We start from the raw sequence: 14,491 nt of genomic DNA on the forward strand, positions 1-14,491 counted from the left end.
TTAGAAAATTTGAATGAATTTATAAGATTATTATTTGTAAATACATTTAAATTGTTGTAAACAAGTGTTCGCTTAAATTTACTTATGGTGGATGGTATTTTTAAATTACAAAATTATTATTCGTAAAAAGTAAAATGAAAGTCGAACAAGAAAACCAATGGATTGAATTGATTAAAGAAAAGGATGACTCAGCAGCACTAGATAGGTTGGTCAGAAGATATCGGCCAATGATTGATAATATGTATATTAAATATTTTATTGATGGCTATGATCGTAATGATTGGTATCAAGAGGCCTTTTTAGTCTGTTATCAAACTTGTAAATTATTCGATGGCAACAGTGGCTCCAAATTCGGCAGTTTTTTTAAATTAAAATTTCAAAATCATATAATAGATATAATTAGGCGTGAAAATGCCATTAAACGTAAGGCTAATCAAGGAACGGAATCATATGACAAATTGCTTGGTAAAGGTAAATTTGATGATAAAGTCGCTGAAGACAGTGATAGTGTCGATATATCTAATCAATTAGAAAAGATCATGACTAAAATGAGTCGTATAGAGTTAGTGGCTTTTCAATTCTTGCTGGGAAAAGTGTCAATGCACGATGCTTGTATCGAAGCTCGCTGCAATATGAAACAAATAATACAGGCGGCTAACCGTTGTAAAAAGAAGATAAAGCGTAATCAGAAACTATAGTCATGTGAGATTGCAATGGACAAAACAACTTCCAGAGTTTACAATTAATAAGATTAAAACAAATTAGTTTTGGAGATAAACATGGGATTAAGAAAAGTCGCCCTTGCTTGTACTGTTTGTGGCTCACGTAACTATACAATTACTGAGAACCCAAATAGAACAGAACGTCTAGAAGTTAAAAAGTTCTGTAAGCACTGTGGTAAACATACACTACATAAAGAAACAAGATAACTCTGGAGGATTACATGAAACTATTTAAATTTTTTGGTAGCGTCAAAGATGAAATGAAATTAGTTGTTTGGCCTACATTCAAAGAAAATAGACGTGATACATGGACTGTTATTGGTACTTCATTGATGTATGCAATCTTCTTTGCATTAGTTGATTGGGGTCTAATTACATTATTGCAACATTTCGTAATGGGTAAATAGATTGTAAGTACGCAAAAAATTTGCTATTATGGAATTAACGGAAAAAACTTCGACTTGGTTCGGAGTTTTTTTATTTTGAATTTTGGAGGAAATTATGGCTGAAGCTGGCGAAAAACAATGGTATGTTCTACATACCTATTCAGGATATGAAAATAAAGTTAAGGAAAATCTAGAATCACGTGCCCAATCAATGGGTATGGAAGATTATATTTTCCGTGCAGTTGTTCCTGAAGAAGAAGAAACAAAAATGAAAAACGGTAAAGAAAAGAAAGAAATGGAAAAAACTTTCCCTGGCTACGTTTTAGTAGAAATGGTTATGTCTGATGAATCATGGTTCATCGTTCGTAATACACCGGGTGTTACCGGATTTGTCGGCAGTCACGGTTCTGGTAGTAAACCTGCACCATTATTACCTGAAGAAATTGATAACATTCTAAGTCAATTTGGTATGAGCGCACAAAACCAACCATCTGACTTTGAAGTTGGTGAAACAGTTAAAATCACTGATGGTGCCTTCTCAGACACAACAGGTAAGATCACTGAAATTGATGATGAACACAGAAAACTTAAGGTTGACGTTGATATGTTCGGTCGTATGACATCAGCAGAAGTTGACTTCACATCAGTTGAAAAACAAAAATAGTTATTGATAAGACGAGTAGACCGTGCTACTATAAAACGGTATGTTTTTGACACATACATGTGGGAGAGAAAATTTAGATTCTCATCATGACCACATCACGGAACAAGGAGGTATGCACCGTGGCTAAAAAAGTTGCTAACGTAGTAAAATTACAAATCCCTGCTGGACAGGCTACTCCAGCTCCTCCAGTTGGTCCTGCTTTAGGACAAGCTGGTATTAACATTGTTGCCTTTACAAAGGACTTCAATGCACGTACACAAGATCAAAAGGGTATGATTATCCCTGTTGTTATCTCAGTATATGAAGACCGTTCATTCGATTTCGTTACTAAGACACCACCAGCTGCAGTTCTATTGAAGAAAGCTGCTGGCGTTGAAAAGGGCTCTGGCGAACCTAACACAAATAAGGTTGCCACAGTTACTGAAGACCAAGTTCGCGAAATTGCTGAAACCAAGATGAAAGACCTAAACGCTGCTAGTGTTGAATCTGCAATGCGTATGGTTGCTGGTACTGCAAGAAGTATGGGCTTTGAAGTAAAGTAAAAGACTAGATTTAAGCAGTTTACAGGGATGTGAAAGCATTCTTAACAAGTGGGAGGAGAAAATTTGATTCTCCGAAAGACCACAAAGCAAGGAGGAACTTAGCATGGCTAAGCATGGAAAAAAATATTTAGAAGCAATGAAACAAGTCGATAAAGACAAGAAATACTCTGCTACAGAAGCTGTTGACTTACTTAAGAAGGTTAACTACGCTAAATTTGACGCAACTGTTGAAGTTGCAATTAATTTGGATGTAGATCCTAAGCAAGCTGATCAACAAATTCGTGGCGCTCTAGTACTACCTAATGGTACTGGTAAGACACAAAAGGTTATCGTTTTCGCTGAAGGCCAACAAGCAAAGGATGCTGAAGCAGCCGGTGCTGATGTTGTTGGTTCAGATGACCTTGTTGAAAAGATCCAAGACGGCTGGTTAGACTTTGATGTTGCCGTTGCTACACCACCTATGATGGCTAAAGTTGGTCGTTTAGGTCGTGTTCTTGGACCTAAAGGTTTGATGCCAAACCCTAAGACAGGTACAGTTACAATGGATGTTACAAAGGCTGTTAATGATATTAAAGCCGGACAAGTTACATACCGTGTTGATTCAAATGGTCTTATCCATGCACCAATCGGTAAGCTTTCATTTGATACAGACAAGATTGCAGCTAACTTCGATGCATTTTATGGTGCAATCGTTAAAGCTCGTCCTGCATCACTTAAAGGTAATTATGTAACAAGTGTTAACTTGACATCTACATTTGGACCTGGTCTAAAAATTAACGCTTAATGTTGACTAATAACCAAAATAATGATAGATTAGTATAGTTGATTTCTACCGAAGACTCAGGTGATGAAAGTCTTAATATCCTGCCGAGGCCAGAAGATTATTTCACTTAATCTCTGTGTCCCTTGGGCACAGAGATTTTATTTTTTAAGCCGAAATTTGTAGATATTAACTAAAAAATTGTGGAGGTGAAACGTAATAATGAAGCAAGAAGTATTAGCACAAAAACAAGCACAAGTTGATGAAATTGCTAAGCAACTTACAGGCGCAAAGTCAGTCATCGTTGTTGACTACTTAGGTCTAACTGTTGAACAAGTAACAGAAATGCGTGCCGAATTACGTGAACAAAATGCTACTATGCAAGTTGTTAAGAATACAATCTTGAGACGTGCAGCTGAAAAAGCTGGTGTTGAAGGTCTAGAGAAGTTCTTCGTTGGACCTACAGCTATTGCTTACTCTGAAGAAGATCCTGTTGGACCTGCTAAGATCGCTGCTAAATTTGCTAAAGATGTTGACGCCGTTGAAATTAAGGGTGGAATCATCGAAGGTAAAGCCGCAACTCTTGACCAAATTCAAGAACTTGCAACATTACCAGACAGAGATGGCATGCTATCTATGTTGGTATCTGTATTACAAGCTCCTGTTCGTGACTTTGCTATGGTTGTTAAGGCCGTTGCAGATAAAGAAGACGCTGGACAAGAAGCATAATTAACTAAAAAAACTCATAATATTTGGAGGATACAATAATGGCTTTAGATACACAAAAGATTATCGATGATTTAAAAGAAGCTTCAATTCTAGAACTAAACGACCTTGTTAAGGCTATCGAAGAAGAATTCGATGTTAAGGCTGCTGCTCCAGTTGCTGCTGCCGGTGCTGCTGGTGGCGACGCTGCTGCAGAAAAGGACTCATTCGACGTTGAACTTACAGAAGCAGGTCAAGAAAAGGTTAAGGTTATCAAGGAAGTTCGTGGTATCACAGGACTTGGCTTGAAGGACTCAAAGGACCTTGTTGATGGTGCTCCTAAGGTTATCAAGGAAGGCGTTGCTAAGGCTGACGCTGACGAAATGAAGACAAAGCTAGAAGCTGTTGGTGCAACAGTTACATTGAAGTAATTCACTTTAATGATAAAATTAATCCTCGTAAGAGGATTTTTTTTTACCCTCAAATAGAGAAAGGGGAAAATTATGGCTAATCAGTATTTTGATAATACACCGGATCTAGAACACGAATTAAAGAAATTCGATTTTACGCTTAGAAACCATAATCTTAAATTTATTTCTGATAGTGGAGTTTTTTCACGTCAAACGATTGATTATGGTTCAAGAGTTTTAATTGAAGCAATTGATTTTCAAAATATTCCTGAAGGTAATATTTTGGATGTTGGTTGTGGATATGGACCTATTGGCTTAGCTCTGGCTAAAGAACAAAAATCCCGTCAAGTTACAATGGTTGACGTCAATCTTAGAGCTTTAGACCTAGCTAAACAAAATGCCGCTAACAATAGTATCGAAAACGTGGACATTTTTGAGTCAGATGTTTATAAAGATGTCGATAAAAAATATGCGTTGATTGTTTCCAATCCACCAGTCCGTGCGGGTAAGAATGTTGTTACCGCAATTTTGGAGGAGTCTAAGAACTACTTGTTAAATAGTGGCGAGCTTTGGATCGTTTTACAAAAGAAGCAAGGTGCACCATCAGCTAAGAAGTTGATGGAGAAGACTTTTGGCAATGTCGAAATTGTTGTTCGAGATAAAGGTTATTATATTTTAAAAAGTAAATTGATTTAAATTTTTGCTCAATATGGTATATTTTGTGTTGGAGGCGTTTACATATGAAGAAGAAATTAATTATTTTGACGATATTATCCGCCGTTTCAGCGGGATCATTTTTTGCAGTACGTAAATTGAATCATTTTATGAAAGATAAGGCTGTCAAACAAGACCGTAAGAAATTAGAGTCCTTGGTTGATAAATATCTACATGGCAACGAAAAACTACTGGAATTTGTTGGGACTTTATCTGATAGTCAAGTTAGAGAATTAGTTGAAATTTTGGACTCAATTCAAAAACAAAGAGATCAGTTAAAGTTGAAATCACCAGCAATTCCAGAATATTTGGAAAAGAAAGTAACTCAATTACTCAATTAATATGATATTTTCAGAAGAAAAAATAAATAATTACATGGATCTAGCTTTAGATGAAGCTAAAAAAGCCGGTGAACGTAAAGAAGTTCCGATTGGTTGTATTATCGTTGATAATCAAACTGGTGAAGTGATTTCAGTAGGCTCAAATGAACGTGAGGAAACTCAAAATGCTATTAAACACGCGGAGATTATTGCGATTGAAGCGGCCTGTGCAAAAGTAGGTAGTTGGCGTTTGGAGCACACGAGTTTATTTGTGACTTTGGAACCATGTCCAATGTGTGCCGGTGCTATTATTAATAGCCGTATTGAAGAGGTTATTTTTGGTGCTAGTGATCCCAAGGCTGGATCAGTTGGTTCAATTAATAATTTACTGGCGGAGACTAGATATAATCATCAACCAGAGGTTCTCAGTGGTATTAAGGAACAAGAAGCTGGGGATCTTTTAAGAAATTTCTTTAGAGAAATTCGCCGCAAAAAGTAGAAAAAAACTATTATTTATAGTATGATAGTTATTGCCGCAAGGCCTTAGGGCAATGATGCTCTTGTGAACTGTGTCAGATCCGGAAGGAAGCAGCACTAAGCAGGGTGTGTCATGTGCCTTTTGTTATGCATATAAGCCTCCTAACCAATTTGGTTAGGAGTTTTTTTGTGGCTATTTTGAAATATGATGTAATTTTTTTCCAAGCAGTATTTGTCAAAAATCTTGTGGTAAAATTTACATATTAGATTTTTAAAGGAGTTAAAATGGCATATCAAGCACTTTATCGAGTTTGGCGTCCCCAAACTTTTTCTGATGTAATCGGCCAAGATGTTATTACTCAGACACTGCGCAATGCGGTTGCTAGTCAGATGACTAGTCATGCTTATTTGTTCAGTGGTCCACGTGGTACTGGTAAAACATCTTGTGCCAAAATTTTAGCCAAAGCGGTGAATTGCCTTAATCCACATGATGGCGAACCGTGCAATGAATGTGAAATTTGCAAAGCTGCAAATGAAAACCGTTTGAATGATGTAATTGAAATTGATGCGGCTTCAAACAATGGTGTTGAAGAGATCCGTGATATTAGAGACAAAGTAAAATACGCACCAACCGAAGCCAAGTTTAAAGTTTACATTATCGATGAAGTTCATATGCTTTCACAAGGTGCCTTCAATGCTTTATTGAAGACTTTGGAAGAACCACCGGCTAATGTCATGTTCATTTTGGCTACAACTGAACCACAAAAGATTCCTGCAACAATTATTTCTAGAACACAGAGTTTCAATTTCCGTCGTATTTCACGTCAGGATATTTTGAAACGAATGGAATTTATTTTAAATGATAAGAATATCAAATATGATGAAGAAGCTTTGAACATTATCGCTGCTTCCGCTGAAGGTGGAATGCGTGATGCTTTGAGTATTTTGGATCAGGCTTTGTCATATGGTGATGATGAATTAACCTTGAAGAACGCCCAAGAAGTAACGGGTGCTTTGAGTAATGAACAGATTGTTTCCTATATGACAGCTATCGCTGAAAATAATCCAGCCGAAGCTTTAACTAATTTGTATCAGATTTTAGCTAGTGGACGTTCAGCGTTACGTTTTACAGAAATGATTATTCGCGTTTGTCGAAATCTTATTTTGTATAATTCTGATTCGGATTTGTCTAGTAAGATGGATAAGTCAGTAATGACCGATGAATTATTGGCTATCTCAGATAAATTTGATAATTCACGTCTGTTTTATATTGTTGATCAAGTCAGTGCAACGCAAAAGAATTTGAAAAACTCGAATCAAACTGATATTTATATGGAAATTTTGACCGTTAAAATCAGTGAACCAAAAATTGCTCAACAGAGTGCAGCGCCGGCAGCAACCAGTGAGACTAATGATAATCAGGTTGGCAGTGCTGAATTAGATAAGTTGAGAGATGAAGTTTCACATTTACAAAATGAAGTAAAAGACCTTTCGACAGGGACTGTGGTCAAGAAAGCAGAACCTAAGAAAACTCGTCGTCGGGCTAATACGAATGCTCGTTTGAACAAGACAGCTATCTATAAAGTTTTGGGTAGTGCAACTAAAAAAGATCTAATGGCTGCTAAAGAAATTTGGCCTGACCTAATGAGTATGCTTTCCATAACTCAACGTGCTATGATGAAAGTCGCAGAACCTGTGGCTGCATCGTCAGAAGGTGTTGTAGTAGCTTTTGATTATGAGATGTGGTTTGAACAGGCTCAAGATGATTCAGAGTTTTTAAAGGAATTAGAAAACAATGTTAGTCGTTTGATGAAGAAGGATTCTCAAATTGTTTTAGTTCCTAAAGCTGATTGGCCAAAGATTCGCAAAGAATATATTAATAATAATATTGATTTAAACAATCAAGGCAATGTAGAATCAAAGCAAGAACCAAAAAAGAAAACTGATCCCACCGTTGATGAAGCTGTAAAATTATTTGGTGACGATATAGTTGATATAAAAAATGACTAGGAGGAATTATTTATGAGTAAAGGTATGCCAAATATGGGTGGAATGGGTGGCAACATGGCCAACATTATGCGCCAAGCCCAAAAGATGCAAAAAGAAGTTCAAGCAACAACTGAAGAACTTAACAAAACAGAATATACAGGTAAGTCAGTTGATGATTTTGTCACAGTTAAAGTAACTGGTGATAAGAAGATTGCTGATATGACAATCAGTGAAAAGATCATTGATCCAGATGATCCAGACACTTTGCAAGATATGTTGATCGATGCTTTGAATAATGCCTTCGAAGCCGTTGATAATGATAAAGAAGCTAAATTAGGTAAATACACAAACGGGTTGATGTAATGAAATATCCAGAACCAATATCAAAATTAATTGATAGTTATATGATGTTACCAGGAATTGGTCGCAAAACTGCAACCAGAATGGCATTCTTTACACTTGGAATGGACAAAGACCAAGTGCAAGAGTTTGCTGATAATTTAATTTCCGCAAAGACAGATTTGAAGAGTTGTAAAATTTGTGGAAATATTACTACTGAGGATATTTGTAATATATGTAGTGATAAGAGTCGTGATCAGTCAGTTATTTTAGTCGTTGAACAAGCTAAAGATATTATGTCTTTGGATGATATGAATGGTTATAATGGCTTGTATCACGTTCTAGGAGGGGTCTTATCGCCAGTCGATGGAGTTGGCCCAGAAGATTTGAATATTAAGTTGTTGCTGAATCGCTTAAAGACTAATCAGAATGTTAAAGAATTAATTATTGCAACTAATGCGACGCCAGAAGGAGAAGCAACTGCTCAATATTTAGCCAAATTAGTTAAGCCAGCAGGAATAAAAGTAACTAGATTAGCACATGGATTAGCTGTTGGATCTGATATTGAATACGCGGATGAAATGACTTTGAAGAGTGCGGTTCTAGGTCGCAGGGAGATTTAACATGTTTGGTAGAAAAAAAATATCTGTCCAGAAAATGGAAGATGATCGCCTCTTAGATAATATTCATCAGATTCAACAAAGAATTGGTAATACACAAAGAATGATGAACAATTCGGTTGATATCGATGATACGACAAGAATCAGGTTAAAACTTGATCAGTTGAAGTATCAATTCTTGTATCTAGAAGCAAGAAGAAGAAAAGCTAAAGCTAAGGCTACAACAAATATTATTTTCGGAGACGAGGATACATTTTTGAAGCAACCTAGTCGTGCTGAAAAACACTGGTAATTAGTTAAGGCGGATTGTGCTTAATTTCCGTCTTCCATAAAAATTGGGAATACCTTGGAACGCCATGGGCGCGACTTGAAGCTAATTATTTTACACTTTGTGTAAAATAATGGATCTCCAAGATCGGCCTCATTGTAAATGGCAAAGCCATTAACAATGATCTCATGGCTGAAGGTATTTCCAATTTTTCCTCCAGACTAGATAGTGTTTTAGTTAACTTAAAATAAAAAACAGTATTTATTTAGAATTCCGTTAGTGCGTATAAAATATACGTATGGAGTTTCTGAATAGATACTGTTATTTTTTTACTTTAAATATTAGAAAAACAGATGATTAAATAGAATAGGATTCGGTCCAGACCAATCGAGCTTGTTGTGGAGGACGTCATACTTAATCTCTTAGAATAATATCTTAGGAAGTTTCATTTATTTCCAATTTCAAGTAAAATAGTAGTAATCATCTAGGAGAGATTATATGTCAGGAATATTTATTTCGTTTGAAGGACCAGATGGGGCTGGTAAGACGACAGCTCTGAAAAAAATTATGCCACTATTGCAGGCCAAAACCGATAAGGAGATTGTCTTATCTAGGGAACCCGGTGGTAGTCAAATTTCTGAAAAAATCAGAAAAATCATTTTGGATATTCATGATGAAGAGATGGATGCCAGAACAGAAGCACTATTATATGCAGCAGCTAGACGTCAACATTTAATCGATGTAATTTTACCAACCTTATCTGAGGGTAAAATTATGTTGAGTGATAGATTTGTTGACAGTTCAATTGCTTATCAAGGCGGAGGCCGTCAAATCGGTACTAAAGAAGTCGCTGATATTAACAATTTTGCGATTGAAGGGCACTTACCAGATTTAACAATTTACTTTGACGTGACTCCCGATGTAGGATTAGCTCGAATCAAGAAAGATCATGCCGGACAAATGGATCGTTTGGAGAAGGCTGCTATGAGTTTCCACGAGCGTGTCTATGATTCTTACAAAGAGATTGTCAAAGATAATACTGAACGTATCAAGACTGTTGATGCAGCCCAAGCACCTGATAAAGTGGTTCAGGATGCTGTTGAAATTATTGTGCAAAGATTTCCTAATATTTTTACTAAAGGAGAATAACAATGAAATTAATTTTAGCCATCATTCAAGACAAAGATAGTCAACAACTACAAGAAAAGCTTGTTAAGGGCGGCTTTAGAGCTACCCAATTACCATCTACTGGTGGTTTCTTGAAAGCTGGTAATTGTACCTTTATTATTGGTGTTGAAGAAGAGAAGGTTGATGATGTCTTAGCAATTATCAAGAAGAATTGTCACACACGTTCTCAATACGTTACACCAACATTTTTAATGCCAGAAGCAGCTTCGAGTTTGTCCGAGCCTATTGAAGTACAAGTTGGCGGTGCTACTTGCTTCATTTTGCCAGTTGATAAATTTGTGAGATTCTAAAAATGGAGAGTTTACAAACTGAGCAGCCTAAAGTTGTTCAAGAATTTCAAAAAATTATTTCTTCTAATATGTTGTCACATGCGTATTTAATCGATAGTGCTTCTTCCAAAGTTAGACAGCAGATGGCTATTTGGTTAGCCCAGAGTCAATTCTGTGAGAATCTTCAAGATGGCGCCCCTGATCAGACTTGTCAAAAATGTCGTACAATTGCCCTTGGGGATAACCCCGATGTTTTGGAAGTGGAAACTGAGAAGCAGAGTATTGGTGTCGATGATATTAAATTCTTTAAAAAAGAAGCTAATATGACGGCGACACAAGGAAAAAGACGAATCTTGATTATCGATGAAGCTGAGAAGATGACGAACGCAGCTAGTAATAACTTGTTAAAAACAATTGAAGAACCAGAAGGTAATCTGATGATTATTTTATTGGCTGATTCTGCAAAACAACTTTTACCAACGATTCAATCACGTGTACAGATTTTTCATTTGTCGAATAAGAGTAATGAAGAAGAAATCGAAAGTTTAATCAACGAAGGATTCAAAAAAGAACAAGCTGAAAATGCCTTGAAAGTCACCGATATTAAATATTTGGAAAGTATTACAGCTGATAAGTACCAATCGTTATTAACCGCAATTACGAATTGGTTAAAAGAAATCAATAAACAAAAAATAAATAGTTTTATCGACATTCAGACTGATATCATGCCTTTAGTAGAGAATAAAAATCAGCAACATTTGGTTTTCGACATGTTGAATCAAATGTTTAGTGATATATTATCAATTAGGTACAATTTAGAAAAATCAACATTAACGACGCAAGATTTACTCTCAAATAAAGGGATCAAAAAAATTGTAAAGATGTCTGATGACTTATTCACAGCCGAACAGATGTGGAAAAGTAATGTATCGTTTCAAGCAATTTTAGAAGATTTGTCATTAAAATTTGTGGATTAGTAGGTGAAATCATGGCAGAGAAAGATTTATATGATGAATTTGAAACAATCACAAATCAACTAAATGATATAAGTAAAAAGGTTTCTTTGCTAAAAGAGGAACTATCCGATACTTTGGAAAAAAACGAAGAGATTAAGTTGGAAAACCAAAATCTTCGCAAACATTTAGAAAAGGTTGGCTACGAGGAAAAGGATTTTAATGGTAACACGTTATCTGGTTCGCGATTGAATTTGGAAAAGCTATATCGCAAAGGATTCCATGTTTGCCAACAATATTACGGTTCACACCGCGATAATGACGAGGAATGTCTTTTCTGCATGAATGTTTTGTACGGAACTAACTGGAAAAAGAATAAAAAAGTTAAAAAGATTTAAGTAAGGGGAGCTATTTGAATGAAGGAACAAAGGAGTTTTGTTGATAATTCGAAGGGCTGCCTTTTTTTAGTGCCAACGCCCATTGGTAATTTAGAAGACATGACTTTTCGAGCTGTTAACACTTTAAAGGAAGCAGATTTAGTAGCAGCTGAGGATACGCGTAATACTAAAAATTTATTAAATCATTTTGAAATACCGACAGAATTAATAAGTTTTCATGAGCATAATACTGCTCAAAGAATTCCTGAATTAATTGAAAAAATGAATTCTGGTCTCAAAATTGCTCAAGTTAGTGATGCTGGAGCTCCATCAATCAGTGATCCGGGCAAGGAACTAGTTAAAGCTGCCATTAAGGAAGAAATTCCGGTAGTCCCACTACCAGGTGCGACAGCTTCAATAACGGCGCTAATAGCTTCTGGTATAGAACCACAGCCATTTTATTTCTTTGGCTTTTTGCCTCGTAAAGGAAGAGAAAGAACTGAAGCTTTAGTAGATTTAGCTAATCGTAGTGAAACAACGATTGTTTATGAGTCACCATATCGAGTAAAGAAGACAATCCAAGATTTGATTGCTAAATTTGGTCCAGAGCGCCGGATAACTTTGGCCCGTGAATTAACTAAAATACATGAAGCTTTTTTGCGTGGTAGTTTACAAGATGTGGCTCAATATTATGAAGAAAACGATCCTAAAGGTGAGTATGTCTTAATAATTGCAGGAAAACCAGCTGATCAGACAGAAGTTAGTTCAGATGCTGACTTAGTAGCAGCGGTGGATAACTTGATTGACCATGGTAAGAAACCTAATAAGGCTATCAAAGAAGTAGCCGCCGACAACGGTTTGAAGAAACAAACTGTGTATAACCTTTATCATGGAATTGGAGAAGAAGAATAGTGACAGATAGAGAAACATATTCAATGGAAGTAGAAGTACCATATTATTTTGCCAATTTTACAGGTGATATTCGTTTATCAGCTTTGATCGACATTATGTTACTAACTTCCGAAAAACAATTACACCAAGCTGATGCTGATAGTACAGAGATGGTTATGAACAATGGCTTAGGATGGGTAGTTGTTCAATATCATATGGATATCAATCAGATGCCACGTTTAGGCCAGAAATTAAAAGTTACTACACAAGCAACAAGCTACAATAAGTACTTTTTCTATCGTGATTTCTGGATTGAAGATATGGACGGCAATGTCATGGTTAAAGCCCAAAGTGCTTTTGTTTTGATCGACATTAAAGAGCGTAAGATTGTTAGTGCTGCAGATCGTTTGGAAAATAAATTTGGTGCTGAAGAAGTTAATCGAATTCAGAGATTTGCTCGTTTACGTGTGCCAGAAGATTATGATTTCAAACAACCACAACATATTGGTTACTATAATATCGATGTTAATAAACATGTTAATAACTCTTACTATTTTGATTGGATGGTAGATACATTAGATACAGATTATATTGCCAGTCATCATTTGAAGAGTATGGACATTAAGTATGAAAAAGAACTTAATTTGGAAAGCGAACCATTGTCATTCGCTAAAGTAGATTCAGAAAACCACACATCAACTCATTGGATAAAGAATGGTGATACTTTGAATGTTATTGCTCAATTAGGATGGGAAGATAAATAGGGATAGTGGTTCTTTAGTTTAGTTAGCATTTGATGCCATCCTCCACAAGGATTGGGAATGCATTGGAACGCTATGGGCGCGATTCGGAGCTAATCATTTTACACTTCGTGCAAAATAATGGATCTCCGAAGTCGGCCTTATTGTAATCGGCAAAGCCGATAACAATAATTTCATAGCTGAACGCATTCCCAATTCTTGCTCCGGATTAGATAGTGTTCTGATTTTTTATTTTGCGGATTTTAATATTGACGAGAAAATGATTTTTATTATATAGTTCCGTGTTCCAGAGCAATAGTGCTTGTTGCGGAGGGCGACATCCTTAGCAAAACCTTATCCAAAAACCAATTACTTGTATAGTTATTTTATTGTGCTACCATATTTAAGTATTCAAAAATATTTGGGGTAGGATTCAAGGCGTTAAGTGCCGATGGAACGGAATGTGAACATCGGACGAAGAGATTTTCTCGCGATCTTGTTTCCGCATTCGCCACTTTATATATGTCTCTTTTATATTCTGTGGCAGCTCCGTTGGGAGATGTCGATTATGAACAGTAGAACGAAAGTCGTTAGTGTTCAAGGAATTACGTGGATGGCTTTGTTAATAGCATTGCAAATGGTATTGTCAAAGTTGTCGATTGGTAGCAACATGATGCAGGTAGGGTTTAGCTTCATTGCTGTTGGATTGTTGGGATATTACTTTGGTCCCGTAAAGGCTGGAATTGCTAATGTTTTAGCAGATATTATCAGTCATACGATTATGGCAACGGGAGGCAGTTTCTTCTTAGGTTTCACTTTAACTGCTTTAGTATCTGGAGTGATTTATGGTTACATGTTACACAATCACAAGGTTACAGTTTTAAGAACATTTATCACGGTCTTATTGATTACGGTAATTGTTAATACTGGACTTAATACTTTGTGGATTCACATGATGACCAATGTACCTTATCTGACGTTGTTAGTACCAAGGATTGCGAAAGAGGCATTTAGTTTGGTTTATCAAACTGGTCTTCTTTTCATCGTATTGAGATGGATAGATAATTCGAAATTTAATAGAATCGACCGATAGGTCGATTTTTTTTTGTTTAAAATTATGTGTTAAAATAATTCTATTAAGAATGAGGGATAAACGT

Annotated in this window: 22 protein-coding genes, 1 other RNA gene, 1 riboswitch and 1 other annotated feature; all 23 genes read left to right on the plus strand. The window is 36.1% G+C overall.

From position 1 onward, the window contains the following. The first annotated feature begins 134 nt into the window (after positions 1-134). The 23 genes from ATN92_RS18095 to ATN92_RS18205 all read left to right on the plus strand — a co-directional run bounded on the left by ATN92_RS18095 (position 135) and on the right by ATN92_RS18205 (position 14,427). Entirely contained in the window at positions 135-698 is a 564-nt protein-coding gene (locus ATN92_RS18095; protein ID WP_056954531.1) for a sigma-70 family RNA polymerase sigma factor, read from the plus strand. 81 nt (positions 699-779) lie between these two features. Next, a complete protein-coding gene (rpmG, locus tag ATN92_RS18100; protein WP_075887434.1) occupies positions 780-929 on the plus strand; it encodes a 50S ribosomal protein L33 in 150 nt (49 codons plus the stop codon). A gap of 14 nt (positions 930-943) precedes the next feature. Further along, positions 944-1,129 (plus strand): preprotein translocase subunit SecE, encoded by a 186-nt coding sequence (gene secE, locus ATN92_RS18105; RefSeq protein ID WP_025085250.1) that lies wholly within the window; start codon positions 944-946, stop codon positions 1,127-1,129. Positions 1,130-1,223: 94 nt separating this feature from the next. Further along, positions 1,224-1,772 (plus strand): transcription termination/antitermination protein NusG, encoded by a 549-nt coding sequence (gene nusG, locus ATN92_RS18110; RefSeq protein ID WP_054642516.1) that lies wholly within the window; start codon positions 1,224-1,226, stop codon positions 1,770-1,772. Between the two features lie 119 nt (positions 1,773-1,891). Further along, positions 1,892-2,314 carry a 50S ribosomal protein L11 gene (gene rplK, locus ATN92_RS18115; RefSeq protein WP_010018673.1) on the plus strand — a complete coding sequence of 141 codons (423 nt, stop codon included), beginning with the start codon at positions 1,892-1,894 and terminating at the stop codon, positions 2,312-2,314. A gap of 103 nt (positions 2,315-2,417) precedes the next feature. After that, entirely contained in the window at positions 2,418-3,098 is a 681-nt protein-coding gene (gene rplA / locus ATN92_RS18120; RefSeq protein ID WP_025085248.1) for a 50S ribosomal protein L1, read from the plus strand. 30 nt (positions 3,099-3,128) lie between these two features. After that, positions 3,129-3,248, plus strand: a sequence feature (ribosomal protein L10 leader region). A gap of 48 nt (positions 3,249-3,296) precedes the next feature. Continuing rightward, positions 3,297-3,803, plus strand: coding sequence for a 50S ribosomal protein L10 (rplJ, locus tag ATN92_RS18125; protein WP_054642518.1), 507 nt, complete (start codon positions 3,297-3,299; stop codon positions 3,801-3,803). A 38-nt stretch (positions 3,804-3,841) separates the two neighbouring features. Next, positions 3,842-4,210, plus strand: a complete 369-nt coding sequence (gene rplL, locus ATN92_RS18130) for a 50S ribosomal protein L7/L12 (RefSeq protein ID WP_054642519.1) — start codon at positions 3,842-3,844, stop codon at positions 4,208-4,210. A 72-nt stretch (positions 4,211-4,282) separates the two neighbouring features. Further along, positions 4,283-4,885, plus strand: coding sequence for a class I SAM-dependent methyltransferase (locus ATN92_RS18135; protein ID WP_056954533.1), 603 nt, complete (start codon positions 4,283-4,285; stop codon positions 4,883-4,885). A 44-nt stretch (positions 4,886-4,929) separates the two neighbouring features. Next, complete coding sequence (locus tag ATN92_RS18140; protein WP_056954535.1) at positions 4,930-5,244, plus strand: hypothetical protein; 315 nt, start codon at positions 4,930-4,932, stop codon at positions 5,242-5,244. 1 nt (position 5,245) lies between these two features. After that, the gene (locus ATN92_RS18145; RefSeq protein WP_056954537.1) at positions 5,246-5,722 is read left to right on the plus strand and encodes a nucleoside deaminase; all 477 of its coding nucleotides are present in this window, start codon (positions 5,246-5,248) and stop codon (positions 5,720-5,722) included. 36 nt (positions 5,723-5,758) lie between these two features. Then, positions 5,759-5,859, plus strand: an RNA gene (gene ffs / locus ATN92_RS18150) — signal recognition particle sRNA small type. Positions 5,860-5,985: 126 nt separating this feature from the next. Then, positions 5,986-7,710 carry a DNA polymerase III subunit gamma/tau gene (dnaX, locus tag ATN92_RS18155; RefSeq protein ID WP_056954539.1) on the plus strand — a complete coding sequence of 575 codons (1,725 nt, stop codon included), beginning with the start codon at positions 5,986-5,988 and terminating at the stop codon, positions 7,708-7,710. A gap of 33 nt (positions 7,711-7,743) precedes the next feature. Continuing rightward, entirely contained in the window at positions 7,744-8,052 is a 309-nt protein-coding gene (locus ATN92_RS18160) for a YbaB/EbfC family nucleoid-associated protein (RefSeq protein WP_025085114.1), read from the plus strand. Then, a complete protein-coding gene (gene recR, locus ATN92_RS18165; RefSeq protein WP_056954542.1) occupies positions 8,052-8,651 on the plus strand; it encodes a recombination mediator RecR in 600 nt (199 codons plus the stop codon). The genes ATN92_RS18160 and recR overlap by 1 nt, the downstream gene beginning before the upstream one ends. 1 nt (position 8,652) lies before the next feature. Then, entirely contained in the window at positions 8,653-8,940 is a 288-nt protein-coding gene (locus ATN92_RS18170; RefSeq protein WP_056954543.1) for a YaaL family protein, read from the plus strand. Between the two features lie 474 nt (positions 8,941-9,414). Next, positions 9,415-10,065, plus strand: a complete 651-nt coding sequence (tmk, locus tag ATN92_RS18175; RefSeq protein WP_056954544.1) for a dTMP kinase — start codon at positions 9,415-9,417, stop codon at positions 10,063-10,065. 2 nt (positions 10,066-10,067) lie between these two features. Continuing rightward, entirely contained in the window at positions 10,068-10,394 is a 327-nt protein-coding gene (darA, locus tag ATN92_RS18180) for a cyclic di-AMP receptor DarA (RefSeq protein WP_056954547.1), read from the plus strand. A 2-nt stretch (positions 10,395-10,396) separates the two neighbouring features. After that, complete coding sequence (locus ATN92_RS18185) at positions 10,397-11,350, plus strand: DNA polymerase III delta subunit-related protein (protein ID WP_056954549.1); 954 nt, start codon at positions 10,397-10,399, stop codon at positions 11,348-11,350. Between the two features lie 11 nt (positions 11,351-11,361). Continuing rightward, on the plus strand, positions 11,362-11,724 hold the full coding sequence (locus ATN92_RS18190; RefSeq protein ID WP_025085108.1) for a DNA replication initiation control protein YabA: 363 nt from the start codon (positions 11,362-11,364) through the stop codon (positions 11,722-11,724). 18 nt (positions 11,725-11,742) lie between these two features. After that, the gene (gene rsmI / locus ATN92_RS18195) at positions 11,743-12,615 is read left to right on the plus strand and encodes a 16S rRNA (cytidine(1402)-2'-O)-methyltransferase (RefSeq protein WP_056954552.1); all 873 of its coding nucleotides are present in this window, start codon (positions 11,743-11,745) and stop codon (positions 12,613-12,615) included. Continuing rightward, positions 12,615-13,358 carry an acyl-[acyl-carrier-protein] thioesterase gene (locus ATN92_RS18200; protein WP_056954554.1) on the plus strand — a complete coding sequence of 248 codons (744 nt, stop codon included), beginning with the start codon at positions 12,615-12,617 and terminating at the stop codon, positions 13,356-13,358. Before rsmI ends, ATN92_RS18200 begins: the two co-directional genes overlap by 1 nt. Before the next feature lie 396 nt (positions 13,359-13,754). Further along, positions 13,755-13,850: riboswitch (THF riboswitch) on the plus strand. A 52-nt stretch (positions 13,851-13,902) separates the two neighbouring features. Then, positions 13,903-14,427 (plus strand): folate family ECF transporter S component, encoded by a 525-nt coding sequence (locus ATN92_RS18205; protein ID WP_056954556.1) that lies wholly within the window; start codon positions 13,903-13,905, stop codon positions 14,425-14,427. Positions 14,428-14,491: the final 64 nt, after the last annotated feature.

Source organism: Companilactobacillus bobalius (assembly GCF_009764355.1).

Bases quoted from the DNA above. Each gene is read 5' to 3' on its own strand.
- ATN92_RS18095 (WP_056954531.1), top strand. From the start codon at position 135: ATGAAAGTCGAACAAGAAAACCAATGGATTGAATTGATTAAAGAAAAG.
- rpmG (WP_075887434.1), top strand. From the start codon at position 780: ATGGGATTAAGAAAAGTCGCCCTTGCTTGTACTGTTTGTGGCTCACGT.
- secE (WP_025085250.1), top strand. From the start codon at position 944: ATGAAACTATTTAAATTTTTTGGTAGCGTCAAAGATGAAATGAAATTA.
- nusG (WP_054642516.1), top strand. From the start codon at position 1,224: ATGGCTGAAGCTGGCGAAAAACAATGGTATGTTCTACATACCTATTCA.
- rplA (WP_025085248.1), top strand. From the start codon at position 2,418: ATGGCTAAGCATGGAAAAAAATATTTAGAAGCAATGAAACAAGTCGAT.
- rplJ (WP_054642518.1), top strand. From the start codon at position 3,297: ATGAAGCAAGAAGTATTAGCACAAAAACAAGCACAAGTTGATGAAATT.
- rplL (WP_054642519.1), top strand. From the start codon at position 3,842: ATGGCTTTAGATACACAAAAGATTATCGATGATTTAAAAGAAGCTTCA.
- ATN92_RS18135 (WP_056954533.1), top strand. From the start codon at position 4,283: ATGGCTAATCAGTATTTTGATAATACACCGGATCTAGAACACGAATTA.
- ATN92_RS18140 (WP_056954535.1), top strand. From the start codon at position 4,930: ATGAAGAAGAAATTAATTATTTTGACGATATTATCCGCCGTTTCAGCG.
- ATN92_RS18145 (WP_056954537.1), top strand. From the start codon at position 5,246: ATGATATTTTCAGAAGAAAAAATAAATAATTACATGGATCTAGCTTTA.
- dnaX (WP_056954539.1), top strand. From the start codon at position 5,986: ATGGCATATCAAGCACTTTATCGAGTTTGGCGTCCCCAAACTTTTTCT.
- ATN92_RS18160 (WP_025085114.1), top strand. From the start codon at position 7,744: ATGGGTGGAATGGGTGGCAACATGGCCAACATTATGCGCCAAGCCCAA.
- recR (WP_056954542.1), top strand. From the start codon at position 8,052: ATGAAATATCCAGAACCAATATCAAAATTAATTGATAGTTATATGATG.
- ATN92_RS18170 (WP_056954543.1), top strand. From the start codon at position 8,653: ATGTTTGGTAGAAAAAAAATATCTGTCCAGAAAATGGAAGATGATCGC.
- tmk (WP_056954544.1), top strand. From the start codon at position 9,415: ATGTCAGGAATATTTATTTCGTTTGAAGGACCAGATGGGGCTGGTAAG.
- darA (WP_056954547.1), top strand. From the start codon at position 10,068: ATGAAATTAATTTTAGCCATCATTCAAGACAAAGATAGTCAACAACTA.
- ATN92_RS18185 (WP_056954549.1), top strand. From the start codon at position 10,397: ATGGAGAGTTTACAAACTGAGCAGCCTAAAGTTGTTCAAGAATTTCAA.
- ATN92_RS18190 (WP_025085108.1), top strand. From the start codon at position 11,362: ATGGCAGAGAAAGATTTATATGATGAATTTGAAACAATCACAAATCAA.
- rsmI (WP_056954552.1), top strand. From the start codon at position 11,743: ATGAAGGAACAAAGGAGTTTTGTTGATAATTCGAAGGGCTGCCTTTTT.
- ATN92_RS18205 (WP_056954556.1), top strand. From the start codon at position 13,903: ATGAACAGTAGAACGAAAGTCGTTAGTGTTCAAGGAATTACGTGGATG.